This is a genomic window from Microbacterium sp. HM-570 (assembly GCF_054165885.1).
Genome location: NZ_CM135111.1, coordinates 2,761,873 through 2,787,375 on the forward strand (window position 1 = coordinate 2,761,873; position 25,503 = coordinate 2,787,375).

General features: G+C 66.0%; 27 protein-coding genes, 1 tRNA gene and 1 pseudogene. 15 read left to right on the plus strand and 14 right to left on the minus strand.

Annotated elements, in window-relative coordinates:
* The first annotated feature begins 13 nt into the window (after positions 1-13).
* The 3 genes from ACT9TC_RS13245 (at position 14) to ACT9TC_RS13255 (ending at position 3,098) form a co-directional block, all read left to right on the plus strand.
* Positions 14-1,174, plus strand: coding sequence for a DNA polymerase III subunit delta' (locus ACT9TC_RS13245; protein WP_458040939.1), 1,161 nt, complete (start codon positions 14-16; stop codon positions 1,172-1,174).
* 23 nt (positions 1,175-1,197) lie between these two features.
* Positions 1,198-2,736 carry an alpha/beta hydrolase gene (locus ACT9TC_RS13250; protein WP_458042935.1) on the plus strand — a complete coding sequence of 513 codons (1,539 nt, stop codon included), beginning with the start codon at positions 1,198-1,200 and terminating at the stop codon, positions 2,734-2,736.
* 286 nt (positions 2,737-3,022) lie between these two features.
* Positions 3,023-3,098: transfer RNA gene (locus tag ACT9TC_RS13255), tRNA-Thr, on the plus strand.
* Between the two features lie 191 nt (positions 3,099-3,289).
* On the opposite strand, the gene ACT9TC_RS13260 is transcribed toward ACT9TC_RS13255, so the two are convergent.
* The 3 genes from ACT9TC_RS13260 to ACT9TC_RS13270 are packed head-to-tail and all read right to left on the minus strand — an operon-like array spanning position 3,290 to position 4,940.
* Positions 3,290-3,853, minus strand: a complete 564-nt coding sequence (locus ACT9TC_RS13260; RefSeq protein WP_458040940.1) for a DUF3618 domain-containing protein — start codon at positions 3,851-3,853, stop codon at positions 3,290-3,292.
* Positions 3,850-4,263, minus strand: coding sequence for a phage holin family protein (locus ACT9TC_RS13265; protein ID WP_458040941.1), 414 nt, complete (start codon positions 4,261-4,263; stop codon positions 3,850-3,852). The genes ACT9TC_RS13260 and ACT9TC_RS13265 overlap by 4 nt, the downstream gene beginning before the upstream one ends.
* Positions 4,263-4,940 (minus strand): hypothetical protein, encoded by a 678-nt coding sequence (locus tag ACT9TC_RS13270; protein ID WP_458040942.1) that lies wholly within the window; start codon positions 4,938-4,940, stop codon positions 4,263-4,265. The genes ACT9TC_RS13265 and ACT9TC_RS13270 overlap by 1 nt, the downstream gene beginning before the upstream one ends.
* 565 nt (positions 4,941-5,505) lie before the next feature.
* Between ACT9TC_RS13270 and ACT9TC_RS13275 the strand changes: the two genes are divergently transcribed.
* Positions 5,506-6,387 (plus strand): manganese catalase, encoded by an 882-nt coding sequence (locus tag ACT9TC_RS13275; protein ID WP_458040943.1) that lies wholly within the window; start codon positions 5,506-5,508, stop codon positions 6,385-6,387.
* Positions 6,388-6,474: 87 nt separating this feature from the next.
* Here the strand turns inward: ACT9TC_RS13275 and ACT9TC_RS13280 are convergent, their stop codons facing one another.
* A complete protein-coding gene (locus ACT9TC_RS13280) occupies positions 6,475-6,828 on the minus strand; it encodes a DUF7882 family protein (RefSeq protein ID WP_458040944.1) in 354 nt (117 codons plus the stop codon).
* A 321-nt stretch (positions 6,829-7,149) separates the two neighbouring features.
* Here ACT9TC_RS13280 and ACT9TC_RS13285 point away from each other — a divergent pair, with 321 nt between their 5' ends.
* Positions 7,150-7,869 (plus strand): GAF and ANTAR domain-containing protein, encoded by a 720-nt coding sequence (locus tag ACT9TC_RS13285; protein ID WP_458040945.1) that lies wholly within the window; start codon positions 7,150-7,152, stop codon positions 7,867-7,869.
* A 73-nt stretch (positions 7,870-7,942) separates the two neighbouring features.
* Here the strand turns inward: ACT9TC_RS13285 and ACT9TC_RS13290 are convergent, their stop codons facing one another.
* The 5 genes from ACT9TC_RS13290 to ACT9TC_RS13310 all read right to left on the minus strand — a co-directional run bounded on the left by ACT9TC_RS13290 (position 7,943) and on the right by ACT9TC_RS13310 (position 11,379).
* Positions 7,943-8,983, minus strand: coding sequence for a lactonase family protein (locus ACT9TC_RS13290; RefSeq protein ID WP_458040946.1), 1,041 nt, complete (start codon positions 8,981-8,983; stop codon positions 7,943-7,945).
* Between the two features lie 59 nt (positions 8,984-9,042).
* Positions 9,043-9,423, minus strand: a complete 381-nt coding sequence (locus ACT9TC_RS13295; RefSeq protein WP_458040947.1) for a lysophospholipid acyltransferase family protein — start codon at positions 9,421-9,423, stop codon at positions 9,043-9,045.
* A gap of 126 nt (positions 9,424-9,549) precedes the next feature.
* Positions 9,550-10,026, minus strand: a complete 477-nt coding sequence (locus ACT9TC_RS13300; RefSeq protein ID WP_128217837.1) for a cupin domain-containing protein — start codon at positions 10,024-10,026, stop codon at positions 9,550-9,552.
* Between the two features lie 100 nt (positions 10,027-10,126).
* A complete protein-coding gene (locus ACT9TC_RS13305) occupies positions 10,127-10,858 on the minus strand; it encodes a VIT1/CCC1 transporter family protein (protein ID WP_128217838.1) in 732 nt (243 codons plus the stop codon).
* Positions 10,858-11,379 (minus strand): DUF2231 domain-containing protein, encoded by a 522-nt coding sequence (locus ACT9TC_RS13310; protein WP_128217839.1) that lies wholly within the window; start codon positions 11,377-11,379, stop codon positions 10,858-10,860. Before ACT9TC_RS13310 ends, ACT9TC_RS13305 begins: the two co-directional genes overlap by 1 nt.
* 521 nt (positions 11,380-11,900) lie before the next feature.
* Here ACT9TC_RS13310 and ACT9TC_RS13315 point away from each other — a divergent pair.
* Genes ACT9TC_RS13315 through ACT9TC_RS13325 form a run of 3 tightly spaced genes read left to right on the plus strand, consistent with a single transcriptional unit; the run spans position 11,901 to position 14,624 of the window.
* Positions 11,901-13,310: a ferredoxin reductase family protein gene (locus ACT9TC_RS13315; RefSeq protein WP_359921008.1), complete on the plus strand. Its 1,410-nt coding sequence runs from the start codon at positions 11,901-11,903 to the stop codon at positions 13,308-13,310.
* Between the two features lie 13 nt (positions 13,311-13,323).
* The gene (locus tag ACT9TC_RS13320) at positions 13,324-13,830 is read left to right on the plus strand and encodes an FMN-binding protein (RefSeq protein ID WP_128217840.1); all 507 of its coding nucleotides are present in this window, start codon (positions 13,324-13,326) and stop codon (positions 13,828-13,830) included.
* Positions 13,830-14,624, plus strand: coding sequence for an FAD:protein FMN transferase (locus ACT9TC_RS13325; RefSeq protein ID WP_128217841.1), 795 nt, complete (start codon positions 13,830-13,832; stop codon positions 14,622-14,624). The genes ACT9TC_RS13320 and ACT9TC_RS13325 overlap by 1 nt, the downstream gene beginning before the upstream one ends.
* On the opposite strand, the gene ACT9TC_RS13330 is transcribed toward ACT9TC_RS13325, so the two are convergent.
* Both ACT9TC_RS13330 and ACT9TC_RS13335 read right to left on the minus strand, forming a co-directional pair.
* Positions 14,625-15,593 carry a sensor histidine kinase gene (locus ACT9TC_RS13330; RefSeq protein ID WP_128217842.1) on the minus strand — a complete coding sequence of 323 codons (969 nt, stop codon included), beginning with the start codon at positions 15,591-15,593 and terminating at the stop codon, positions 14,625-14,627.
* Positions 15,590-16,270, minus strand: coding sequence for a response regulator transcription factor (locus ACT9TC_RS13335; RefSeq protein WP_292903264.1), 681 nt, complete (start codon positions 16,268-16,270; stop codon positions 15,590-15,592). Before ACT9TC_RS13335 ends, ACT9TC_RS13330 begins: the two co-directional genes overlap by 4 nt.
* A gap of 262 nt (positions 16,271-16,532) precedes the next feature.
* On the opposite strand from ACT9TC_RS13335, the gene ACT9TC_RS13340 reads away from it, so the two are divergent.
* Genes ACT9TC_RS13340 through ACT9TC_RS13350 form a run of 3 tightly spaced genes read left to right on the plus strand, consistent with a single transcriptional unit; the run spans position 16,533 to position 19,328 of the window.
* Positions 16,533-17,129, plus strand: coding sequence for a recombinase family protein (locus ACT9TC_RS13340; protein WP_458040948.1), 597 nt, complete (start codon positions 16,533-16,535; stop codon positions 17,127-17,129).
* 7 nt (positions 17,130-17,136) lie between these two features.
* Positions 17,137-18,522 (plus strand): Mu transposase C-terminal domain-containing protein, encoded by a 1,386-nt coding sequence (locus ACT9TC_RS13345; protein ID WP_128217844.1) that lies wholly within the window; start codon positions 17,137-17,139, stop codon positions 18,520-18,522.
* Positions 18,522-19,328: an AAA family ATPase gene (locus ACT9TC_RS13350; protein WP_138173519.1), complete on the plus strand. Its 807-nt coding sequence runs from the start codon at positions 18,522-18,524 to the stop codon at positions 19,326-19,328. Before ACT9TC_RS13345 ends, ACT9TC_RS13350 begins: the two co-directional genes overlap by 1 nt.
* A gap of 63 nt (positions 19,329-19,391) precedes the next feature.
* Here ACT9TC_RS13350 and ACT9TC_RS13355 read toward each other — a convergent pair.
* The 3 genes and pseudogenes from ACT9TC_RS13355 to ACT9TC_RS13365 form a co-directional block, all read right to left on the minus strand.
* Positions 19,392-19,784 (minus strand): annotated as a pseudogene (locus tag ACT9TC_RS13355) (lysophospholipid acyltransferase family protein); the annotation flags it as partial.
* Positions 19,785-19,841: 57 nt separating this feature from the next.
* Positions 19,842-21,263 carry a DUF2254 domain-containing protein gene (locus ACT9TC_RS13360; RefSeq protein WP_458040949.1) on the minus strand — a complete coding sequence of 474 codons (1,422 nt, stop codon included), beginning with the start codon at positions 21,261-21,263 and terminating at the stop codon, positions 19,842-19,844.
* Between the two features lie 64 nt (positions 21,264-21,327).
* Positions 21,328-21,639, minus strand: coding sequence for a hypothetical protein (locus ACT9TC_RS13365; RefSeq protein WP_458040950.1), 312 nt, complete (start codon positions 21,637-21,639; stop codon positions 21,328-21,330).
* Between the two features lie 156 nt (positions 21,640-21,795).
* Here ACT9TC_RS13365 and ACT9TC_RS13370 point away from each other — a divergent pair, with 156 nt between their 5' ends.
* The 4 genes from ACT9TC_RS13370 (at position 21,796) to ACT9TC_RS13385 (ending at position 25,298) form a co-directional block, all read left to right on the plus strand.
* On the plus strand, positions 21,796-22,074 hold the full coding sequence (locus ACT9TC_RS13370) for a GlsB/YeaQ/YmgE family stress response membrane protein (RefSeq protein ID WP_458040951.1): 279 nt from the start codon (positions 21,796-21,798) through the stop codon (positions 22,072-22,074).
* 8 nt (positions 22,075-22,082) lie between these two features.
* Positions 22,083-23,396 (plus strand): serine/threonine-protein kinase, encoded by a 1,314-nt coding sequence (locus ACT9TC_RS13375; RefSeq protein ID WP_458040952.1) that lies wholly within the window; start codon positions 22,083-22,085, stop codon positions 23,394-23,396.
* Between the two features lie 38 nt (positions 23,397-23,434).
* The gene (locus ACT9TC_RS13380; protein ID WP_458040953.1) at positions 23,435-23,908 is read left to right on the plus strand and encodes a hypothetical protein; all 474 of its coding nucleotides are present in this window, start codon (positions 23,435-23,437) and stop codon (positions 23,906-23,908) included.
* Positions 23,909-24,026: 118 nt separating this feature from the next.
* On the plus strand, positions 24,027-25,298 hold the full coding sequence (locus ACT9TC_RS13385; RefSeq protein ID WP_458040954.1) for a DUF222 domain-containing protein: 1,272 nt from the start codon (positions 24,027-24,029) through the stop codon (positions 25,296-25,298).
* Positions 25,299-25,503: the final 205 nt, after the last annotated feature.

Genomic DNA, 25,503 nt, shown 5'->3' on the forward strand with positions numbered 1-25,503 from the left:
CTAGTCTGGAGGAGTGCCCAGCCCCGTTCCCGCAGCCCTTCCCTGGGGCGCCGTCTGGGGTCAGGACGCCGCCGTCGCGTCGCTCTCCGCGGCCGCGCGCGGCGACTCCGAGGGGATGACGCACGCCTGGCTTCTCACGGGCCCGCCAGGATCGGGGCGCTCGACGCTTGCTTACGCCTTTGCCGCCGCGCTCATCGCGAACGACGAACACGACGAGGGCGCGATGCGTCAGGTGTTGGCCGGCACGCATCCCGACCTCACGGCGCTCCGCACCGAACGCGTCATCATCACGATCGACGAGGCACGAAAGCTCGTCGAGCGTGCCGCCTATTCGCCCTCTCTCGGCCGCTACCGCGTGATCGTCGTGGAAGACGCGGACCGAATGACCGAACGCACCTCCAACGTCCTGCTCAAGTCCCTCGAAGAGCCTCCCGAGCGCACCGTGTGGGTCTTGTGCGCGCCGAGCGAGGCCGACCTGCTGCCGACGATCCGCTCGCGCGTCCGTTCGGTTCGCTTGCGTGAGCCCGAGGTCGCGGACGTCGCGCGGCTCGTCGCCGAGCGGACGGGCGCATCGCCCGAGATCGCCGAGCAGGCCGCACGCCACGCGCAACGGCACATCGGCATGGCCCAGCGTCTCGCGTCCGACGAGTCCGCCCGTGCACGTCGAGACGAAACGCTCCGCGCGGTTCTGGCCGTTCGTAACGTCGGTGATGTCGTGGCGGTCGCCGCCCGCATCGTCGAGGTCGCGACCGACGATGCGAAGGCCCTCACTGCCGAGCGCGACGCGACCGAGCGCGCCGAGTTCCTCCGCACGATCGGCGTGACCGAGGGCCAGGCTGTGCCGCCGTCTGTGCGCTCGCAGCTCCACGCGCTCGACGACGACCAGAAGCGCCGGGCTACCCGGAGCCTGCGAGACGGAATCGACCGGGTGCTCACCGACCTGCAGTCGGTGTTCCGCGACATCGTGATGCTGCAGTATGGCCGCGACACCGACCTCGTGAACATCGAACTCGAGCCCGAACTGCGAGCCGCAGCATCCGCGTGGACTCCCCAACGGACGCTCGACGTGCTCGATCAGCTGCAGATGACTCGTCGTAACCTTGAACAGAATGCCGCACCGGCTCTCGCTCTGGAGAGCATGCTCGTGACCGCGGCGACCGGAAGGATCTCGTGACCCGCACCGAACACCTGGGCTTGATGCGTACCGCTGGCCCCGCACGTCACGCTCGCCGCATCATCCGTGCCTCGATTGCTCTCGTGGCCGCGTCCGTGATGTTGAGCGGATGCCTCTACGCGGCTATCCCCGAAGAGCCGACCTCGTCCGCCCCGGCGATCGAGGACCCGAGCGATCTCGACGCGTTCTACGCGCAGCAGCTCTCCTGGACGGATTGCGGCGGCTACGAGTGCACCACCGTGACGGCGCCCCTCGATTGGGAGGATCCGGTGGCGGGAACGATCGGGCTATCCGTCATCCGGTCGACTGCGACGGGGACCGAGCGGATCGGGTCGCTCTTGACCAACCCCGGCGGTCCGGGCGCGAGTGGTGTTGCCCTCGTGCGTGACTCTCTCGATTTCGCGGTCGGCTCGGCATTGCAGGAGTCGTACGACATCATCGGGTTCGACCCGCGCGGGGTGGGGGAGTCCACGGCGGTGGCGTGTTTCGACGCGGCAGACATGGACGCCTACCTGTACGACATCCCCGCCAACCCCCGTGGGTCGGCCGAGTGGGAGGCCGAGCTCACCGACCGCAACACCGCGTTCTCCGAGGCGTGCGAGGCGAACAGTCAGGGCATCCTGCCGTTCATCACGACCACGAACGCCGCGCGCGACATGGACCTGCTCCGGGGTGTGCTGGGCGATGACCAGCTGCACTACCTCGGCTATTCGTACGGCACGTTCCTCGGCGCTACATACGCCGAGCTCTACCCCGAGAACGTGGGACGGATGGTGCTGGATGGCGCGATCGATCCGTCCATCTCGGGTCTCGAGGTCGGCACCGAGCAGGCCGTCGGGTTCGAGAAAGCCCTGCGCGCGTACATGGCCGACTGTCTGACGACCCAGGAATGCCCATTCCGCGGCTCGGTCGATCAGGCCATGGCCGATCTCGGCGCGTTGCTCGCGAGCGTCGACCGCACGCCGCTGCCGGCGAGTGACGGGCGCGAGCTCGGTGCAGACAGCCTGGTCACGGCGATCATCGCCGCCCTATATTCGCAGGCGAACTGGTCGTTTCTGACCCAGGCGCTCAGCGAGACGCTGCAGGGCGACCCCGAGACGGCGTTCTATCTCGCGGACTTCTACAACGGTCGCGAGGGCGGCGCGTACATCGACAACTCGGCCGAGGCATTCCGTGCGTATAACTGCATGGACTACCCGGTAGACGGTTCGCAGGCGGATCAGGATGCATCCGATGCCCGGATCGCCGCCGAAGCCCCGACGATCGCGCCGTACTGGGCGGGCCCGGATCCGTGCGAGGTCTGGCCGTACGAGCCGACCGGAACGCGTGGCCCGATCGCGGCCGCCGGTGCGGCACCGATCCTCGTGGTCGGCACGACCGGTGATCCCGCTACCCCGTACGCCTGGTCGGTCGCGCTGGCCGAGCAGCTCGAGTCCGGAACCCTCGTGACGAACGTGGGCGAGGGGCACACGGGCTACAACAAGGGCAACGCGTGCGTGGATGATGCAGTCGAGGCGTATCTGATCGACGGCATCGTGCCGCCGGACGACCTCTGCGGCTGACGGGGCGTGCCCCGCTGCGGTTCGCGCCGCGCCGCGCCATCCTGTCGCCGAGTGCACCCCTTGTTGTCGCCGAGTGGCCCCCTTGTCGCCGAGTGCACCCCTTGTTTGCTGCGACTACGGGGTGCACTCGGCACCAACCCGCGCACTCGGCGTGTACCAAACCACACGGCCCGGCAGATCGGCAAGGGGTGTCGCGGGCATCGCGGGGGTCGAGCGCCGCGGCCAGTTCACGGGTGGACTCGGCAGCCTGTAAGATCGTTGATTGTGCATCGCGCAAGCGGCGCGCGCCACCTTAGCTCAGACGGCAGAGCGATTCACTCGTAATGAATAGGTCAAGGGTTCGATTCCCTTAGGTGGCTCCACAGAACGAGCTGGCCACACGCAGTTTTGAGCGAAGTTGTTGCCGCCTTGCCGACACGTGAGCGGCCTGTTTCGGCTGTTCCGGTACGTTCGCATGGCTTCCCGAGGTCGGCGGCATCTATACCGGATCGGCCGGGGGCTCTGTCTGGGCGGACCCACCACCGTGGTGAGTCCGCCCGTCCTCAGTGTGCGGTCAGCCGCCCGCGACGTTCGCGCGCGCCTGCTGGGCCTGGTCCTGCACGTCACCGGCCGCGGTGTGGGCCTCATCCTTGACCGCGGCAACAGAGTCTTCTGCGGACTCCTTCACGGATGCAGTCGCGGCCTGCGCCGGCTCTTTCAGATGATCTCGGACGTCCTTGGCCGCGCCGGTGACCTGGTCAACCAGGGGCTGCGCCTGCTCTTCAACAGTCGCTGCCAACTCCTTCTCCTTCGATGAAGCGGGGATCAGCGATGCGAAAAGCAGCCCCGCGCCGAAGGCGATCAGTCCGACGGCGAGCGGATTCCCTTCTGCTTTGGCGACGGCGCGGTCTTTGGCGTCGCCCATGTGGGAGCCCACGTCTGACAGGGACGATCCTGCATCCTCGGCGCTGCCCATCACGCGCTCCCGGATGGAACCGAACGCGCCGCGGACTCTGTCCACCTGCCGGTCAACGATCTTCGAGGGGGACACCTTGTCGGCTAGTGCGTCCACATCACCGCCCAGCTCTAAGCGGGTCCGCTCGATGTTGGCGCGGATCTCATCGGATGAATCGCTCATCGGTTCTCCTCATTTCTCTTCAGTGTTTCCGGTATTTCTTTCAGCGTTTCCATGGTCTGCGGGGCGCCCTGAACGGTCTTGAATTGGCTCCGGCCGACCAGAAACAGGATCAGCGCGATGACCGCCCAGATCACGGCGACCACCACTGCTGACCAACCGCCGCCGATGAGCGTTCCGAGTGCCCACCACAACGCGAGGGACAGGAAAAACACCCCCATCAGTGCGGCATAACCCCCACCTCCGACCAGCCCCGCACCTTTGGCGGATCTGGCGGCGGACTCTGTGAGTTCCGCTTTGGCGAGGGCCACCTCCTGCCGAATGAGTGTCGACATATCCCGCGATACCTCGCCGAAAAGATCCCCGAGCGACGTAGACGCCGCCTTCGCCTCCGAGGGTGTGGGATCGGTCATCACGAATCTCCCGGGACGGACGACTGCGCGGGTGCCGTTTGCGAGTAGATCGGGGTGTCGGAGACCGCTGGCGGTGTCGCCTCGGCCTCCGTTGGCGGTGCCGTGTCAGACGTCGTCAGCGCTGCCGTTGGTGTCGCAGATGCGTCTTTGTCGTCGGACGCACTCGCGGCCAGTGCCCGCGTGAGTCGACCTGCAACTGCTCCAGCGACTACCGCGATCAGGATGAACGTCCCGGGCTTGCGTCGTGCGAAACGCTTGACCTCGGTGAGGACCGCGCCCGGGTCGCGGTCACCCAGCCAGCTTGCGGCAGTAGACAGGCGAGTCGAGACCTGCTGGACGATGTCTCCGGCTAGGCCGTTACCGTCAGAACTCGAAGCCATCGAACCGAGCTCTTCGCTGACGGACCGGAGGCCCTCCGCAACTCGCTGCTGTTGGGTAGCGGCCTGGTCCGACAGCTCGCGCTGGGTCTGTGCGAACAGGTCCTTCGACTGGTACTTCGCCTCTCCGAGGACCGAGGATGCCTCCTCTTTCGCTGATCCAAGGACGTCTTTCGCTTCAGCGGAAGCGGTGTCTTTCAGATGCGCCGCTTCTCGCTTGGCCGCATCCACCTTTCCTGAGGTGTCTGCGGCTTGACCGCCCGAGCCAGCCTCGCTGGCGGTGTCATAACTTTCCGACATGAGTGCTCCTTCTCTCAGTCCGATCGTTCAGATCGGTGGAGCTTGTCTAATATCCTCACGCCACCGGGCCATGGGCCTTGCGCAGGATTCGCGGACCGTGTACATGATTCGCCCGATCGTTCGGGCGTCGCAGCAGAGCATCCCAGGCGGTTTGGGAGGGATGACTCGATGTGAGATCCGATGGAAACTGCTTGCCGAGGTGGCAGTGCGGCGGGGCGACCGTCCGGCGTCGTGTGGCGACTCTCAGAACCCGACAAGATCTCTCCCCATAGTCCGTTTGATCTGAGACGCGGCCGCCCCGCACAACCCCTCGGAGACTCGAGGGTTTCTGCAACGGACGGTATGCGGAGGCGATTCGAACAGAAGAGGGTCTTGACAATGCCGCGCACATCGGGGTTCCCCCCGAGGTGAGAAGTCAGCGGTACCGCCACCGAGGAACCACAAGTCGGGCGCAGGATACGCGCGCCAATCGCAATCGGGTAGCCCCGAGGGAAAAGCAGGGGCCCGGATCTACCGTTCCCGATATGCCGACCAGACGGCGGTGCGACGAAAGAGGGGCCTGACGGTGTTCTTTCACAAGCAGGAGATGCAATTCACGGCCAGTCCTAGCAAGCCTGACGCCATCCTCGCCCGCAGGATGCAGGAGGTGCTGGGAGGCCAGTACGGGGAAATCACGATCGCGACGCAATACGGGTTCCAGGCGTGGAACTCGCACCTTCCGGGTAAATACCGAGACCTGCTCTACGGGATCGGCTCGGAAGAATTCGGTCACGTCGAAATGCTGGCGATCATGATCGCCCAGCTCTTGGAGAAGGCACCGGTCGAGCAAAGCGAGGCAGCCGCCGCAGCGGACCCGGTGCTCGGTGCGGTCATCGGCGGGATGGACGTTCAGTCGGCAATCGTCGCCGGCGCGGGCGCCCGACCCGTCGACAGCAACGGAAACCCCTGGCAGGGCTCTTACATCACGGCGAGTGGGAACCTTCTCGCCGACTTCACCGCGAACGCGAACGGGGAGATGCAGGGCCGTCTGCAAGCCGCGCGCATCTATAACATGACGGACGACCACGGCGTGCGAGACCTCCTATCGTTTCTCATCGCGCGCGACACCATGCACCAGAACCAGTGGATCGCGGCCGCGCAGGAGCTGCGGGATGAAGGTATCGAGGACCTCCCGGTGCCCGTCAACTTCCCGCTTTCACAGGAGCAGCACGACGTCAGCTACCAGTACATCAATTTCTCGGACGGCGAAGCAGCGGCCACCGGGTCGTGGGCGGCAGGCCCCACGCCCGACGGAAAGGGCGAATTCACGTACCTCTCGGAGCCGCAGTCCAGCGTCCCGATGCCGCCTCCCACGCAACCGGACCCCCGGTTCTTCGGGACGGACACGAAGCCGAATCTGATCGACAAGGCGACCGGCGTGATCAAAGACAAGCTCAGCGAGAAGTAGGGCCACCGTCACGCGAAGAGCCGAATGACCGACGCGGGTGCGGATAGGTTTCGATTCGCGCCAGACGCTCGCCGCCGACCTCACGAGTCACGCCGGTTCGTTCGTCAGCTTCAGGTTCAGTGCATCCGCGAGCGTCTGAGCGCCCTCGGGCGGCTCCGGCACGGCGTAGAGCCCGGTCGGCGCGTTCGCCGTGTACGTCAGCGCTTCGACCCACGCCCGGTTTATCTGGGGCTGTCGGCTCCCATAAAACCTGTAAACGAGCGAAACTCCCGGGTGCACCCACACCACGGTGCGTCCGGTGCCGATGCTGGAATCGTCTTTCCACGTGAAGTGGAAAGATTCGCCTCGGCGTAGCTTGGCGCCGATGACCAGCTGAAGATGCGCAAGCAGACGATCTTCGAAATCTACCTTGATCATCGAGTCATAGATGAACTTACCCATGGGGTCCTCTCGGTGCTCGATCAGCGGGCTCCGAGGTCTGGGGGGCTACGACCCGTTCGGGTCGTTTGCCTGGTGGATTCGCTGAATGACGACCCCACCAGGCAACTGATACTCCACTGTCCCACACCCCCACGACGAATATTGGGGGTTGACAGACCATCTCCCTGGATTTGGCACCGTCGGACCTGGCGCGCGACGCTCGTGTTGCCGGAGAATATTGCGCAGGACAGCCCCGGATCGTGCCCTGCTCACCCCGGAACGCTCGGGACGCTTCGGCTCTCTGTCGACGAAGTGAATCCATGACGATCTCAGGAGTCGGAGATGGTTGAACTAACGCGGGACGCGCGCCTGAGTGCCGCCTTCGTGAAGATGGCAGACACGTTGGTGGACGAGTTCGACATCGTCGACCTTCTCGACTCCCTGGTGCATGAGTGCACGCAGCTGGTGGCTGCCGACGCAGGAGGGCTGCTGATCGCCGATAGTCACGGCGTCCTGAAGCTGATCGCTTCGACGAGCGAGGACGCGGAGTTCATGGAGATCAATCAGCTCAACGCGGGCGAAGGTCCGTCCGTGGAATCGTTCCGGACCGGACGCAGCGTGACGCTCGGCGATATCGGCGCGGGGACAGGCCGATGGTCGTCGTTCCGCGCGGCCGCCGCCGCTCTGGGTTTCCGCTCGATGCATGCCATCCCGATGCGGTTGCGCGGTCAGACCATCGGTGCGATGGGCCTGTTCCGCGTGCAAAAGGGCGAGTTGAGCGACGGAGACGCAGCGGTGGCGCGTGCTCTCGCTGATGTGGCCACGATCGGCATCCTTCAGGAGCGCTCTCTGCGAGACAGTGCTCTCCTCGCCGCCCAGTTGCAGCACGCCCTCGACAGCAGGGTAATCATCGAACAGGCAAAGGGAATCATTGCGGCACAGACAGGTCTGGGCATGCACGCAGCGTTTGACCTTCTGCGCACCTACGCGCGTACGCGTCACCTGATGTTGAGTGCTGTCGCGCAGAACGTCGCGGATCGCTCTCTGGTGCTCGAACGCTGAAGCGGACCCCACCTGCACCGAGCTGGCTCGAATCGACGGAGCATGCGACCGACGGCTTCGCAATGGCCGACGGTCAGGCGAATCTGACCCAGTTCGCGCCGCGCCCGGTCTCTGCCTGCTGGAGCAATTCGAGCGCGTCGCCCTCCACCGCGTACAGCGAGATGGTCGTCGAGCGTTCCCCGGCCGCGACGAGCAGCGACCCGTCTGGACTGATCGCGAAACCGCGGGGCTGCGGCTCGGTCTCGTGGAAGATCGTCGGCGAAGAAACGGTGCCGTCCGTGCCCACGGAAGCAGCCGCCAGCGTGCTCTCGGTGCGCTCGGATGTCCAGAGCATCGACTCAGCCCGGCCCCAGTGCAGGTCGGCGCCCCAGATGAAGTGGTTCTCGCGAGGGTCGGCGCCGAACACACTGTGTCCGAGTCCTCGTGCCGGGTCGACCACGGACGTCGCACGGCGGAACGTGAGCGCGCCGGACCCGATGTCGCGGGCGAAGTGCAGCACCTCGCCCGAGAACTCGGTGATGACGTGCACGGCGTCCCCGGCCTCATTCAGCACGAGGTGGCGCGGGCCGCTTCCCTCGGGTGCAGCGACCGTCTCGGGGTCGAGCGGCTCCAGGCCCAGTTCGTCGTCGATGGCGTACTGCGCGACGAGGTCCGCGCCGAGCGAGACGAAATAGGCGAATCGACCGTCTGTGCTGGGGAGCACCGAGTGCAGGTTGGGGAACTCGATCGTGCCGACCGGCTCACCGACCACCCCGTCATCGATGGGGCAACTGATGCCGTAGCCGCCGCTGTAGGACGCACCGAGTAGGAGGGCTCCGTCGCGGCCGAGCGCGAGGTAGTTCATCCCACCGTCGGGCAGGTCGAGCCGGCTCCGCGGGCTGAGGCGCCCGGTGCTGCGGTCGAGTTCGAGGGTCAGGATGCCGGAGGGTTCACCCGGTTTGCTGCCCTTGACCCCGGCGTACACGAGCCCGCGGGCCGAGTCGACGGCGAACGTCGAGCATCCGGTGAGTCCGTCCGTGACGGCGAGGCGTTCGAGCATGGTCCCCGCGAGGCGGAAGACGCTGATCGATCCGTCGCCCGCATTGGCTACCAGGACGAGGGGTGTGTCGGTCATTCTTCGATCGTACGCGCGGGCCCCGGACCACGCCCGCTCGAGCGGTATCGCGCCGCGGCCTAGCGGTTGCGCGCCGCGGCTTTCCGCTGCTGACGCTCGGCCTCGGCCACGGCTGCCTCTTCGGGCGTCGGAGCACTGCCGCCCAGGTGCTTCGGCTGCCACCACTGACCCGAACCCGAGAGGGGATAGGACGCCTGCGCTTCATCGAGCAGTGCCTGCATCCGTCCGCGCAGTTCTTCCGTCGCGCGCACCGGGTCATCGCTTGTCGTCACCGCGAGCGGTTCGCCGACCGCGATGCGGAGGGGCGCCTTGAACGCCTCGCGCAGGCGCGGGCGGTGGTTCTTGGTGCGTAGGAGTTGCCCGCCCCACACGACGACGGGGATGATCGGCGCGCCCGCCTCAGCGGCCATGCGCGCCGACCCCGTCTTGAGTTCTCGCACAGTGAAGGATGTGAATTTGGTCGATCCGTGTCGGCAGTTTGCGTGGGCAACGTGTCGCTCCCGGGCCGGTGGGCTGTTCGGAATCAGCACTGAGGCTCTGCCGACTTCGTATGGCAATGCTGGGTCCTACGCGTGACGATCGGGCTGGCTTGCTTCGGGTTGTACGGTCCAGCTCGGCGCGTGGTCAGTACCGATGGACTCATCGTTTTCCGCGTCGGTGCTCGTTACCTGGACGGTTCCGGCGGCGTGGTGCACCGGTGCGTATACGGTGTACAGGCGTAGCGGTTGATTGCCCGTATTGCGGACGTCGTGCCACGTTCCGGCAGGTACTTGAATTGCCCACCCATCTGAGACGGCCTGTTCGAAGTCGAGTTGGTCCTTGGCGCTGCCCATGACGGCTTGGCCTTGACCGGCGTCCACGCGCAGGAACTGGTCCGTATCCGGGTGGCATTCCAGGCCGACGGACTCGCCAACCGGGATGGTCATCAGCGTGACTTGCAGATATTTCCCGGTCCAGGCGACAGTGCGGTAGTTCTCGTTCGCTTGGGTCGCCGCCTCGATGTCGAAGGCGTGCGGGCGCGGGCCGATGTCTGTTGTATCCATGGTTGTTCTTCCTTTGTCGAGTGCCGAGGTGGAGCGATGGTGACTGATTGAAGGCAGTACATCCCGGTGGTGGCGATATGTGGGGCTTCCGCGATGCGGCTTAGATGAGGCCGGTTGTGCCGAGGAGGGTGCCGACGGCGAAGGTGGCGATCAGGGCCAAGGCCCCGCCGGCGACGACCCTGAGGGTTGCCGTCAGTGGGCGGCTGCCGCCGAGGAGGGCACCGATCGCACCGGTCCCGGCGAGGGCGATGAGTACGACGACGAAGGTCACCGGCACGCGGATGGTGTCGGGGGTCAGCAGGATGGCGAGTAGAGGAAGTATTCCTCCGATGAGGAAGGCTAGGGCCGAAGCGCCCGCTGCGTGCCAGGGGCTGACGACGTCAGCCTCATCGATGTTGAGTTCCATCGACAGGTGCGCTTTGAGGGCGTCCTTGGCCGTGAGCTCGAGGGCGACTTGCTGCGCGGTGTGTGGCGACAGCCCTCGGGCCTCGTAGAGCGCAGAGAGTTCGGCGAGTTCGCCTTCGGGATCGTCCCGCAGTTCGGTCCTTTCCTTCTCGATCAGGGCACGTTGGCTGTCGCTTTGGCTACTCACGGAGACGTACTCGCCTAGCGCCATCGAGATCGCACCGCCGACGAGAGCGGCAGACCCGGCGGCGACTATCGCGGCGGTGGAGGAACCTGCGCCGGCAACACCGACCACGATGGCGGCAACGGAAACGATTCCGTCGTTCGCGCCGAGCACCCCGGCGCGCAGCCAGTTCAGCCGGCCGGCCAGGCTTCCCGAGTGCGGCTCATCGCGCGGGACTGCGGACTCTGTCGGTGCGTGTGTCATCAGTTTTCCATGTCCCCTGACCACACGGCTGTCGCGCCGCTGTGGCCGATCAGGATGGCTTGCACTGTCGTGCCGCCGGATACCACAAGGGCGAGCACCAGGAGGGTCGCGGGGATCCATCGCATTCTTCCCTTCACCTCCGGTCGCGGCGCGACTGCGGAATCTGGCGCACGAACCGCGGCGGCCTGGGCACGCTTTTCACGGATGTTCCACCAGAGGAGTGCCGCGGCGATGAGCACGAGACCACCGACCCAGGGCAAGAGACCGTCGGCCAGTTCGGCGTGAGTTTCGATCAGCGCGTTCTCCCCGACGCGCGCTTCCAACTTTTCACCGGATTGGGTGGATAGCGGCACGAGGGCAAGTGCGAGGAGGCAGATACCCAGCGTGAGATAGCCGGCCCATCGGCGAAAACGCGGCCACGCAGCGGTGAGAATGACGAGCACGGCTGCCAGCGGGACGATGACTTCCGTGGCGTGTACGACGAGGGGATGCAGCGGGAGGCCGAAGAACGTGTCAAACATTTTGCTCCTAGGGAGGGTGGGCGACGGTTCGCTGTCCTCGCGGGTAACGCTAACCCGCGAACCCTCGAGCCACCACGGAGGGTAGCCTGCGCTTTGGTGGGAATGGCGGCCGGATCTACCAACGTCCGGAGACCTCCTTTCCCCGCAGATGGCCAAGACTTTCGGTTTGGGTAGTTGAGGTTTCCCCGAACGGTGGTTGCCGGCGATGGCGCTTGTTCGCCGCACGAACGACGGGTCTTGCGTGTTAGGTCACGGCTGACAGAATCGCCGCAGACGCTGTTGACCTCAGTTCACCCTGCGGATGTGGCCGCCGCTAGGGGCGAAGGTCCCGCGCGAACCAGGCGCACAGTCATGGCGATCGTTGTCGCACCGCTTTCTGGTGCAGCACCGGTCATGCACGGGTGGGCTGGGCCCGCTCGAGGCACTGGCGCTTCCTCGGAAATCAAAGGCGAGTCCTATGAAGTTGCTGTGGGCGGACCATTCTTAGAGCTGTCTCAGCGGCCGGGTCGGACGATTCAGATATGACCAGCCTTGCCACTAGACCCACCCGCTCGACGCCTCGCGTCGCGTCGCACGCAACACGGCCCGTGCTGTGGCGGATGGGCGCGACCACTGTCATCTGGTTGACGAGTCTGTTCGTCGTGGCGTTGTGGGTCGCGGGCGGTGGTGTAACGAGTGTCTTCGCCGTTAGCGGAGAGACATTGACGACGCTGGGCCGGCTGGCCGGCCTGGTTTCTGCAAACCTGCTGCTGTACCAGGTGCTACTGATGGCGCGGGTCCCCATTTTTGAGCGCGGTTTCGGACGTGAGGCGATCACGCGGATGCACCGGTTCGTCGGCTTTTGGTCGTTCTGGCTCCTCGCCGCACACATCGTGCTGCTTGTGGCCGGGTACTCGGTTGCCGCGAATGTGAATCCCCTCGCCCAGTTGTGGGACTTCGTGTGGAACTACCCGGGGATGTTGCTGGCAACGGCAGGCACGCTGGCGATCCTCATGGTGGTGGTGACCTCGATTCGACGCGCCCGCCGCCGCCTCCGCTACGAGTCCTGGCACCTGCTCCACCTGTACGCGTACCTCGGTGTCGGCCTGGCACTTCCGCACCAGCTGTGGACGGGGGCAGACTTTCTCTCCACGCCGGTGGCGACCGCGTACTGGTGGGCGCTGTGGGCGGCAGCTGCAGCATCTGTCCTGGTGTATCGGGTCGGCGTACCGCTGTTTCGATCGTGGCGGCACGGGATCCGTGTCAGCGGTGTCGACCTTGACGGTGCACGCGGAGTGACCGTACGCATGTCCGGCCGGGCGATGAACCGGCTGGGTGCGCGTGCCGGGCAGTTCTTCATCTGGCGCTTCCTCGACGGCCCCGGGTGGACACGCGGTCACCCGTTCTCACTCTCCAGCGCGCCGACCGGGGACCGGCTGTCGATTTCGGCGCGGTTCGCGGGGGATGGCACCCACCGACTGGCCACACTGCACCCCGGAACGCGTGTCCTCATCGAAGGACCCTACGGTCATATGACCGGTGCGTTGCGGACCGGATCGAAGCTGCTGTTGTTCGGTGCGGGAGCCGGTGTCGCCCCACTCGTCTCTCTCCTGGAGGCGGAAACGTTCCAGCCCGGCGACGCGACTCTCATCACTCGGGACTCGGATCCGGCCGACGGTCTCCGGCAGTCCGTTATCAGAGACCTGGTCGCTCACCGCGGGCTTCGACACGTCCCGTTGCCCGGGCCGCGCTCCACAGGCAGCTCACCCTGGATGCCCGCAACCCACTCTGCATGGCAGGGACCGGACCTCATCCGGCACCTGGCCCCCGACATCACGTCGTACGACGCGTACCTCTGCGGGCCCATTCCCTGGATGGCCGACCTTGAACGCGACCTCCGGCACGCCGGGCTCGCGCCCGAACGCATCCACTCCGAAGCGTTCACGATCTGACACGGAGGACCCCATGAAGAAGATCATCTACGCGCTCCTCACCACGCTCACCGGGCTGGTGCTGCTCTTCAGCTACCGGACATCTCTGGACGCCATCCCACCGACCGCGACTGAACCCGCCGTCAGCGGATCCACGACTACCGGGACCACCGCCAGCGGTGGAACTACCGGGGGCGATGCCAATCTCAACGGCAGTGCTTCCTCACCCCCGAGCCCGTCTCCGACGGCCGCGTCGTCGCTCGCTGATGGCACGTACACGGGCGATTCAACGGGCACGCGATACGGGCCCGTGCAGGTGCAGGTCACCGTCGCGGGGGGTCAGATTAGTGATGTGCAGGTGGTGGACTACCCGGACGGCAACGGTCGTGACCGTCAGATAAATCAGAACGCGATCCCGCAGCTTGTCAGCGAAACGGTGCGAGCGCAGAGCGCGCAGATCGACATGGTGTCAGGTGCGACGTACACCAGTCGCGGCTACGTGACCTCTCTGCAAAGCGCGCTCGACCAGGCGCAGAGCTGATGCGCGCCATCATCCCTCCCCGCCACGTGTGGGTCGAAGAGATCATGGGGATACCGATCAGCGTCCACGTCCGCTCCCGCGGCCCGCAACCGGCCACCGGCACCCGGCGTGCCGTGGACGCGTGCTTCAGCGAGCTCCGCGACATCGACCGTGTCTTCTCCACCTATCGGGACGACTCCGATATCAATCGGATCCGCAGGGGCGAGCTGACCATCAAGGACGCGGACCCCAGGGTTTCGCGAGTCGCCGAGCTGTGCTGTGAGGCCGAGCGCGAGACGAATGGGTTGTTCTCGGCCGACTGGCAGGGCTGGTTCGACCCGACCGGCCTAGTCAAAGGGTGGGCGGTGGAAATAGTTGCGCGCACACATCTCGCGTCGTTGGTCCCGCAGGACATCGCTGTTGGCATCAACGCGGGCGGCGACATGCAATTGTTCACCGCCCCCGACACCGACTGGCGCTGGAATGTCGCGATCGCGGACCCGTGCCACCCGGGTGAGGTAGCGGCGACCATCACTATTGAGAACGGGGCTGTCGCCACCTCAGGAGTCGCGGAACGCGGTCGGCACATCGTCGACCCGCGAACAGGCAATCCCGCAGTCACGGTAGCAAGCGCAACCGTTGTAGCCGATGGTCTCGCCCAGGCGGATCTCTGGGCGACGGCGGCGGTGGTCGCCGGCTACGCGGACCGGTCGTGGATTTCCCGCGCAGAGACTCGCACAGGCCTCATCATCGCGGCGGACGGGCGAACCTCACGTTGGCTCGGGAGAACGTGCGTTGACACGGTTGCCGTGTGATCAGGCCGCAGGCAATCGCACCAAGAAGGTCGTCCCTCTATCGGAAGTTGCTTCCACCTCGATGGACCCGCCCGCCCTGACGGCGATGTCGCGCACGAGGGAAAGGCCGAGCCCGAACCCACGCCTGCGGCCGCTGTCCGCCGAGCGGGCGAAACGGTCGAACACCCGGTCGACTGCGATCCCGGAAATGCCGCCACCTTCGTCGGCGACCCGGATGAGCGCGAACGACTCCGCGCTTCTGACGGTGATGCGAACGATTCCATCCTCGGGGGAGTGTTGGACGGCGTTGTCGACGAGAGCGACTATCGCCCTCATCAGCGTGACCGGCGGCACCCGCACCGCCACATCCTGGTCGGCATCGACGATCAGGGTCACGGATGCCTGATCGGCAAGCGCCTGCAGGGATGCGGCGGCAGCCTCCGCGGCGACAGACACGAGCGCCGGACCTGCTGCGGCGGGTGTGTTCTGCTCTGCCGATATCAAGAGGTCGTTGAGCACGTCGTTCATCATGGTCGCATCCCGACGCAAAGCCGCGAGGTTGTCCTCGATCGGCTCACCTCGCGCATGTCGACGCTGCAGGACCTGTATTCGGCTGGTCAGGGTGGTGAGTGGGGTGCGCAGCTCATGGCTGGCGTCTGCAACGAAATCTTGCTGAAGGCGGAGGGCATCACTGAGAGGTTGCACAGATCGCCGCGCTGCGAGCCACGCGACGACCGCTAAGAGCAGCACACCGACGACCCCGAGGAGGATCACAGCCGGCAATACCTTATCGATGTCGACGACGAAGTCGTCGCCAGAATGATCACCGCCTACCCCCGGGCCGTGTTCTGCCCCCTCCCGGCGAGAGGTGAGCAGGATCACCAGAACGAGGAGGCCCACACCTGCGGCGATGATGAGTGCCGACGCGACTCCTACGTACAGGCCCACGGCGCGGGACGCGCGGCGAACATAGAGGAAGTCGTTGCTCATGACGGACTCCCGGCCCGGTATCCGCGGGAACGAACGGTCTCGATCATGTCGGGAGTGGACTTACGCCGCACGTAGTGCACGTAGGTGTCGACTGAGCTCGTTGTCTCGCCATCAGGAAAGACCGCGCGGACGATCTCTTCACGACTGAACACGTGGTCGGGACTGCTGGTGAGGAGTGCGAGCAGAGCAGATTCAGTCGCCGTGAGCGAGATCCGGAAGCCGGACGGGTCGTAGAGCGCCTGCGACTCCGGGGTGAAAACCCAGTCCCCGATGCCACGCCGTTCGCCGTCTGCGCGGAATGCGCGGCGCAGGGCACGTAGCCGCGCGAGCAACTCGCCATAGTCGAACGGCTTCACCAAGTAGTCATTGGCGCCGCCATCCAACCCGGATACTCGATCGTCGATTGTTCCGAGCGCGGTCAGCATGAGAATCGGAGTTGTGATCCGGGCAGCACGGACTGACCGGATGAATTCCACGCCGTCCATCCCCGGCAGTCGACGATCCACCACCATCACGTCGTATGGACGGCCGAGCGCCTTTCGAACACCCGACTCCCCGTCCGTCGCGAGATCGACGGTATACGCGTCGGACAGCATCTCCACGGTAAGAGCGGCGATCTCTGCGTCGTCCTCGACGTAGAGAAGTGAACCCCTCTCGGTGCCCGGAGTGCGGTCCATGCGCCCCCTCCCCGAAGTGATTCTCCAGCTTAGGCGCCAGGGCATGTATCGCGACTTGTGCGGCGGCCGAAGGCTCCCACCCGCGTACCCGCATCACGCACGAGGGTCTCAGTTAAGTACAGCTTTTCAAGACATCGGCCCCCACCTTTCGCCCCGGTCGGCGTCAGCGTGATTCCGCGGCGCGAGTCGTCTCGGAAAGTTGTCTTGCCGTGATCTGTCTTACCCCGCTGCGTTGCTGGGTTTATTGAGGCACACTGGCGGTATGAGGCGTTTGGGATACACGCGAGTGAGCACGTCCAGTCAGGATGCGCAGCTGCAGCTCGACGCGCTCGTCTTAGCCGGCGTGCAAAAGCGCGACGTGTTCGCGGACGTCACGTCGGGAAGTCGGGCGGCGATCGAACGCCCCGGGATGAAGAAGCTTCTCGAGCATGCTGCCGAGGGCGACACGGTGGTCGTCTGGCGGGTTGACCGTCTCGGCCGTTCTCTGATCGACGTGCTGAACACGGTGAACCTGTTGCGCGGGCGGGGCGTGCACGTCCGATCCATCTCGGACGGGATCGACCCTGCGACATCGACCGGGCGGTTGATGTTGAACATGCTGGCCACCCTCGCGGAGTACGAGCGCGAACTGATCGTCGAGCGAGTCACCGCCGGGATAGCGGCCGCCCGACAAAACGGGACACGGTTCGGCCGCCCCGTGTCCGACCCCGCGGTGATTGCGGACAAACTTCAGCTGGCAAGGGAGGCGCGGGCGAAGGGACGCACCGCTGAGGACGCTGCCCGCCTGGTCGGGTGGAGCCGCGCCACTCTCTACCGTCACCAGCAAGCGGACGCTGCGCGCGGAAGCGCCGCGATGTAGGTGAGGCGTGGACGCCGAGGAGCGGTGGCGGGTGCTTCGACTTCATGTCGAAGACCAGGTTCCACTCGCGGCCCTCGCCCGCGACACCGGAATCAGCGCCCGCACACTGCAACGCTGGCACCGCCGCTACCTGGACGGCGGGATCTCCGGACTGGACCTGCAGCCCCGCATCGACGCAGGAACCCGGCGCACAGCTCCCGAGACCGTCGCGTTCATCGAACGGCTCGCGCTGACCAGACCACGGCCGAGCCTCGCGACGCTTCATCGGCTGACCGTTGCGGAAGCGACCCGGGAAGGTAGGCCGGTCCCCAGTTACGCGACGGTGCGAGAAGTCGTGCGCGGGCTTGATCCTGCGCTTGTGACGCTGGCGCTGGAGGGGCCGGCGTCGTACCGCGACCGGCACGAACTTGTCCTTCGCCGTCGTGCTGACCGGCCGAACCAAACCTGGCAGTCCGATCACACCGAGCTAGACATCCTCATCGTCGGCTCCGACGGGAAGCCGGATCGACCATGGCTGACGACGGTAATGGACGACTACTCTCGTGCGATCTGCGGATACACCGTCTTCACCGGGGCACCCTCGGCGCTGAACACGGCACTCGCGCTCCGTCAAGCGATCTGGCGAAAGACCGACCCGGCATGGGCCATGTGCGGTCTCCCCGACATCCTGCACGTCGACCACGGCTCTGACTTCACCAGCCACCATCTTGAGCGCACCGCGATCGCGTTGCACATCCGCATCATTCACTCGATCGTTGGCCGCCCTCAGGGTCGAGGCAAGATCGAACGATTCTTCGGCACGATCAACACCGAACTCCTCGCCACACTCCCCGGCCACCTCGGACCAGGCAGCCGCACCCCTACACCGTCGATGGATCTACCCGCGTTGGATCAAGCGATTGGGGCGTTCATCACCGTCTACAACGACCGACCGCACTCCGAGCTTGGAGTTTCGCCGAGGGACGCATGGGTCGCCGACGGCTGGCTTCCGCGGATGCCCGACAGTCTCGAGTACCTCGACACACTCCTCCTTACTGTGCCGAAGAACCGGATCGTGCAAAGAGACGGGATCCACTTCCAAGGCCAGCGCTACCTCGCTCCCACCCTCGCCCCGTTCGTGGGACACCCGATCACGATCCGGTACGACCCGCGCGACATCTCCGAGATCCGCGTCTACGACCACGACACCTTCATCTGCGTCGCCATCGACGAAGCCCACCCGAACCTCAGACTGAGTCTCCGCGACGTCGAAACCGCCCGACGAGCACGCCGACGCGAACTGCGCAAGATCATCAACGAGCGCATCCCGACTACCGCCGCCCGACCTGAACTCCGCCGCGCACCTCAGCCGGCGCGGCGGAACAGGCTGCGCACCTATGAAGAGGACGAGTGATGGGCCAGGCATTCATCGTGACCAAGGAGCACCGACGCTTCATCGAGTTCGCGAATGCCGTCCGGAAAGAGCGAACCATCGGCATCTGCCACGGCGACGCTGGCGTGGGAAAGACCCAATCCGCCCGTAGATACGCCAACTGGGACACTCTCGAGCCGTACATCGATGAGTGGGGACCGCGCAGCGATGCGGACGATGCGTTTTACGCTCTGGCCAACCGGTCCCGCACTGTCTTCTACACGCCAGAAGTTCTGCCTCGACCAAAGGAACTCGTCCGCGAGATCGGTCATTGGCAGATCAAGGTGGACATCTGCGTGGAGGAACACCAACGCACGATCGGTAACGTCACCGGCCAGCGCTCACACAAGAATTCCTTCGTCGAGCTGCTCATCATCGACGAAGCCGAACGGCTCACCCCGATGGCCCTTGAACTGCTCCGGGACCAGCACGACCGCACCCACCTCGCCATCATCCTGGTCGGCATGCCCGGCATCGACCAACGCTTCAGGCACTACCCGCAGCTGTACAGCCGGCTCGGGTTCTCCCACCACTATCGAGCGCTGGGACGCGACGAACTGCTCTTCGTCCTCGACAGACACTGGAAACGAATCGGACGCACCCTCGACCCTGAAGACTTCACCGACGCCCAGGCCATCGCCGCCATCGAACGAATCACGCGTGGCAACTTCCGGCTTCTCGAGCGCCTCTTCCCCCAGATCGCCCGGATACTCAAGATCAATCAACTCGAAGCCATCACCGACGACGTCGTCGAAGCCGCCGCAAGCATCCTCGTCATCGGCGACTAGACGACACCGAGCAATCAAAATCCGCCGCCACCAAGACCTGAACTCCACAGTGAAGGACGCACTGACCCCGGCCTCGGGAAAGACCCCCAGCAACTCGCCCCGGCGCAGGGCATCCACGGCGAGTTCGTACGCGGCGCTCCCCGCGGCCTTGTCGACCGAGATGTGGCGCATCGCTCGCAGCAGCCAGCCGACCACGGGTTTGTCGAAAGCGCCCTTCATCGCGAGAAAGCGCACGTGCCGCCGATTGTGCAGCCACGTGACCCACTCGACGAGCGCGAAATCGGCGTATCCGAAGTGCGTGATCGCGAGAACACCGGATCCGGATGCCGGGATCCGGTCGATTCCGCTGACCACCGGTTTGAGTCGCAGGATGCCGCCGAAGAGCACGCGTCCCAACCCGACAGCGAGGGAGTACACGGGTTCGCGGCCCGCTCGGCCGCTCTGCTGCGTCGTCATGGATCAACCCTGCCACCGGTTTCTGTCTGAAGCGGTGGTTGCCGCGGGATATATCGGTCACATGGTCGATGCCGTTTGTGCGTTCAGGCGTGCCCGTTGTTCGGCGATGAGCGTGAGCATCGCCGAGTTGCTCGCCGGGTCGGTGGTGTTCCCGCGAATCTGCGCGTCCAGGGCTTCGAGCTGGGCGACGAGCGCGGCATCGACCTCAGGGCTGGCGCACACGAGCGAAAGCTCGGACACGGCCTGCACGAAGCGCTTCACGACGGCGGGATGCTCGGCACCGTAGTGACGAAGAGGGGTCAGTGAGGCATCCACATCGTCCGCCGGGCGTCGGGGTATCGTGACGAGGCAGAGCTGGCCGTCGGGTCCCGCGAGCCCGGCCGGCAGTCGCGACATGGCGACGAGACGCGCGGTGATCGCGCTGAGGTGACCGATCGCGTGCACCGCGGTGGTCGGATCGTTCACGCCAGGCGATAGCGCGCGGAGGGCGATATCGAGGGTCTGCTGCACACCGAAGTCGACGTCTTGCGCCGAGGTTCGTTCGTATCCGATGGGGAATGCTTTCCGGATGGTCCGCTCGATGTCTTCTCGATCGGGATCTTCTCGACCGCCCTTTTCTCGGTCGCCCTCTTCTCGTTCGGTCCGATCGTCCCTGGACGGCCACCACCGTGCCAGTGGTGTTCCCGTCACGACGTTCTCGCCGACACGGCGGAGCTCCTGGATCACGATTCGGTGCTCGGCGGCGTACCGGACGAGCAGATCGTGGTCGTGACGCGTGATGAATCCGCTCGCATCCGCGACCGCCGTGTCGTGCGCCGGTGGGAGGGCGATCTCGCCGTCGTAGCTCGGGGTCGTGGCGTTGCGCCCATCGATCAGATCGATCGTGGCATCCGTCTCGGCATGAATCTCTTTCAGCATGGTTTCGACCCGCAGTTGCGCCGCGAGATGCGCCAGGAAGAAGACGAGCATGATGACGCTCGCGAGCGTCGATACGAATCCGAGCGTCACGGAAAGGCGTGGTACGAACTCGGCGATGTCGTCGTCTTCCGATCGCACCGTCCTCAAGACCGTGAGGGAGTAGGCGAAGGTTCCGAGGAATGCGGCGAGGGTCCAGTGCACCTGACGATCGCGCGCGAACAGCCGAAGGACGCGCGGCGATGCTTGGCTGCTCGCCAGCTGGAGCGCGACGACCGTGAGCGAGAAGGTGAGCGACGTCGCGGTGATCAGCGAACCGGCGATGGATGACAGCACGGTGCGGGCGGTCTCGGCGCCCCCATTGAACACGACGGAGTCAACCGCGGTCGGCAGTTGCGGGTCGACGATGAGGTCCAAGCGGGGGAGCACGATGCCGACGATCACCGCGGCGACGACCGTCCCGACGGGGACGGGCCAGAGTCGCGAATCGATCGCTTCCGACAGGGTTGCCCACCACCCGCGCCACGCGCTGGGGCCGGTGTCTCTCCGTGGTGCTTGAGGCATCCGCACATCCCATCGGTCGCGTTGTTCGCTGTCGCCCGACGTCGCATCCTCGCAACGACGGTCCTCACAACCTTCGCACGACGACGATCAACTCAGGTGATTCGCCGGAGTGCTTCGGCCACCCAGCGGGCGTAGGACCGCCAGGGGTCCGGGTACGTGAGAGCCGCTGCCGGGGGCGAGTGGAGGTGCCGATCTTGATGCGGTCGGCGTATCGCAGGTAGTAGACGACCTCGACCCGAGGCCGTTCCAGGTCGGAGTCGATGACGTCGCCGACGCGCCAACTGCAGAGCGCACAGCTCAGCCATCCGTCCTGGCGCTCGCCCTCCGCGCCCCCGCAGAGCGCACACGGGTCAGCGAGGGGGACGACGGCTGGCACCCGAGAACGCTACGACGAACCAGGGACACCCCGGCTCGCGCGACGAGGATCGGCAAAAACGACAAGCCGCGGACGAAAAAGCAACCCCCTTTCGCACCGGGCCTTGGTGCTGCATGATCTGAGCTGCTCAATTACTGCTCGAAAGGCAATACACACATGCTCGGACTCATTATCAGCATCATCGTCATCGGACTGATCGCGGGTGCGCTCGCGCGCCTGATCGTGCCCGGCAAGCAGAGCATGGGCATCGGTATGACCATCCTCCTCGGCATCATCGGCTCGTTCGTCGGCGGATTCCTCGGGTTCTTGCTGTTCGGTGCCGACGCCCAGGACGGCTTCTTCCAGCCCGCCGGCATCATCGGTGCGCTCATCGGCTCGATCATCGTTCTGCTGCTGTGGGGCGCCTTCTCCGGTCGTCGGTCGCGCCGCAGCTGAGCGCGCGTATGACGGGGGATATCGCATCCGACCCGGGACTGGCCAGTGATGGCCGTCGCGGTGGGGCGGATGCTCCACGGGCACACGCCGGCCTGCGGGGGAACACCCTGCAGGTCGGTGACGTGCTCGCGGAGAGGTATCGAATCGACGAGTTCGTGGGCGCAGGCGGGATGGCGTCCGTCTTCCGTGCCACCGATCAAGCGCTCGGTCGCACGGTCGCGATCAAGTTGTTCACTCCGGGCACGGCGGGCCGCGGAGACGAGGCGCGGCAGGTATCCGAAACGCGGCTGCTTGCATCGCTGAGCCATCACGCGCTGGTCACCCTCTTCGAGGCGCATCTCCCGGAGCGCGGCGACGCGTTCCTCGTGATGGAGTACATCGATGGAGGAACGCTCGACTCGCGCCTTCTCGGCGGGGCGATCAGCGACGAGGATGCCGCCTCTCTCGCGCGCGAACTGGGTGAGGCTCTGCACGTCGTGCACGGTGCCGGGATCATCCATCGAGACGTCAAACCGTCGAATATTCTGCTGCGCCCGTCGTTGACTCCGAAAAGCACCCTCCGCCCGACCCTCGCCGATTTCGGCATCGCCTACCTCGTCGATACGACCCGCCTCACCGCGCCCGGGACCGCCATCGGCACGGCCGCGTACCTCGCGCCCGAGCAGGTGCGGGGCGCCGCGCCGACGACGGCGTCGGACATCTATTCGCTGGGCCTGGTTCTGATCGAGGCGCTGACCGGCCGCCGCGCGTTCGCGCAGCAGACCCCGGTGGAGGCCATCGCCGCGCGGCTCTCGATGCAGCCCGAGATTCCCGTCTCCCTCGGTCCTGCTTGGTGTGCGTTGCTGACCGGCATGACTGCACGCGACCCCGAACAGCGCCCCACCGCGCTCGAGGTGGCAACGCGGGCGCGCTCGCTCGATACCGCGCCGAGTGATCCGGCCGTGACCGCCCTTGCCGTCGACGAGGGCGGCGGGGGTGACGCGGCCGAGGCATCCGTCGCGCCTGCCTCGTCGATGGGCTTGGTGCCGCCCGCACCGACCGCGATGCTCCCGACCGAAGCGCTGACAGATGTCTCGGCACCACCGCACGAGCCCGCACCCGTCGACACCCGTGGGAACGCGGGACGGAACAGCTCGCCCGCACGTTCGCGCCGTGTGCGTCTGGGGCTGCTCGCGCTCGTGGCGTTGCTGGTTGCGGGCGTGCTCGCCGCCGTGCTCTGGACCGCGAACCTGCCGTCCGAGCCAGCGCAGCCGGATCTGCCGCAGGTGGGCGAGCCCCTCGACACGCATCTGCAGGATCTTCTCGACGGGGTGACACCATGAGGCGCCGGGCGGGATTGCTCGCCCCGGCGCTCGCTTGCATGCTCGTGTTCAGCGGGTGCGCGCAGTCGGACAGCGACCTGACCGCGGAGTCCGCCGCACAGCTCCAGTCGCTCGTGGTATCGGTGGCGGAGACCGCCGCGACGGGCGCCTATGCCGCGGCGACGGCCGAACTCGATGCACTTCAGGCGGCGCTTGACGCCGCGCGGGGCCAGGGTGACGTGACCGACGAGCGGGCCGCGACGATCCAGGCGGCGATCGATGCGGTGCGCGCCGACCTCGTGCAAGCGGCAGAATCTGCAACGCCGAGCGCGCCCGCCGAGGAGCCCGTCGAGGCGCCGGCTCCGGTGGCGCCGGAGGCGCCGGACGTTCCTGATTCGGATGATGGCGACGGTGACGAGGGCAACCGGGGCAATGGGAACGACGGCAACAACGGCAACGGCAGGGACGGCAACGGCACGGACGGGAACAGCGGGAATGGGAACCGAAACGGCGGAGGCCGGGGCAACGGCTAGCTCCCGCGGCGTCACGGCGTGAAGATGGGAGATTTCTCATCTTCGCTGGCCTAATTCCGGCCGTTTTTGGCTGCTTTTCGGGGCGTGGATGTCGGTGGTCATCCGTAGAGTTTCGAACATGCATTCGATGGTTCGTGGGGTTGACGCCAAGGCTCGGGACTTCGCAGACCGGTGCGCTGAGGCGATGCGTGTGGCCGAGCAAGGACAGGCCGCACTGGCCCGCATTTTCGCGGAGGCAGCCGCGGAGGGGATGCACCGGGTCGCGGAACTCGCCTCGCCCTCGTCGCGTGAGGCGGAACTGCCTTTTCGTTCATTGGCGGCGGAACTGGGGGCCGCGACGAACATGTCCGACCGGACGGTGCAACGCCGCATGAACGATGCCGCGGTGCTGGAGGAGTCGTTCCCAGCCACGTTCGACGCGTGGGATGAAGGACGGGTCAGCGGCGGGCATGTCGCGGTGATCATGGAACACGGCCTACCACTCACGGATCCTGACGCGCGGGCCGTGTTCGAACGTGAAGCGCTGGTCCGGGCTGAAGGGACAACGCCGGGACGCCTCGGGGCGTCGCTCGCGCGGCTTGCGGAGTCCCTGCAGCCGCGCCCGCTCGCGGAACGGCACCAAGAGGCGCGCGCGTCGCGAGGTGCGTGTGTTCGGGACATCGGGGATGGGATGGCGGAGTTCAGCACCATCCAACCCGCCGTCCTCGCGCACGCGATGCACGACCGGATCACGCAGCAGGCCCAGGCGATCAAGAACGCCGACCCCACGGATGTGCGGACCCTGGATCAGATCCGCGCCGACCTCGTCGCTGACATGCTCCTCACCACCACACCCGACGCGCAGACCGGTGCGGGAATGTCGGACGGGTTCGGTGGACTCGGGTCGATCCAAGCGATCGTGAACGTCACCATCCCCGCCCTCGCGTTGGCGGGCGTCACGGATGAGCCCGCCGACCTGGTCGGGCGGTGCCCGATCGACCCGGCTACGGCCCGCCAGCTCGCAGGGCACGCGGCCGGGTGGGATCGGGTCCTCGCCGACCCGATCACGGGATGTGTTCTCGCGGTGGACCGATATACCCCGTCGGCGGATATGAAACGGTTCCTGCGGGCGAGGGATCAGCACTGCCGGTTCCCCGGATGCCGACAACCCGCCCACCGGTGCGATCGGGACCACACCCTCGACTACGCCCTCGGTGGAGAAACCGACGTCTGCAACCTCGCCTGTCTCTGCAAACGCCACCACACCCTCAAAGGCGAAACCGCGTGGACCGTCCGACAACTCGGCGGCGGAATCCTGGAATGGACCTCACCCGGTGGCCACGTTTACATCGACAAACCACCGCCCGCGCTGGTCATCTTCACGCCCTCTTCAGACCCACCGCCGTTCTGAGGCACCCCGGTCCCTGAGTCCCCGGCCACTGAGACGCCGGTCACTGAGATCCCGGTCACTGAGATCCCGGTCACTGAGCCTGTCGAAGTGACCCGCTGTGCCTTGCCCTCCCGCCACGGGTCGCTCCTGTGCGCCCTTCGACATGCTCAGGGAGCGCTGCCCCTCCGGTCACTGAGCCTGTCGAAGTGACCCGCTGCGCCCGGCC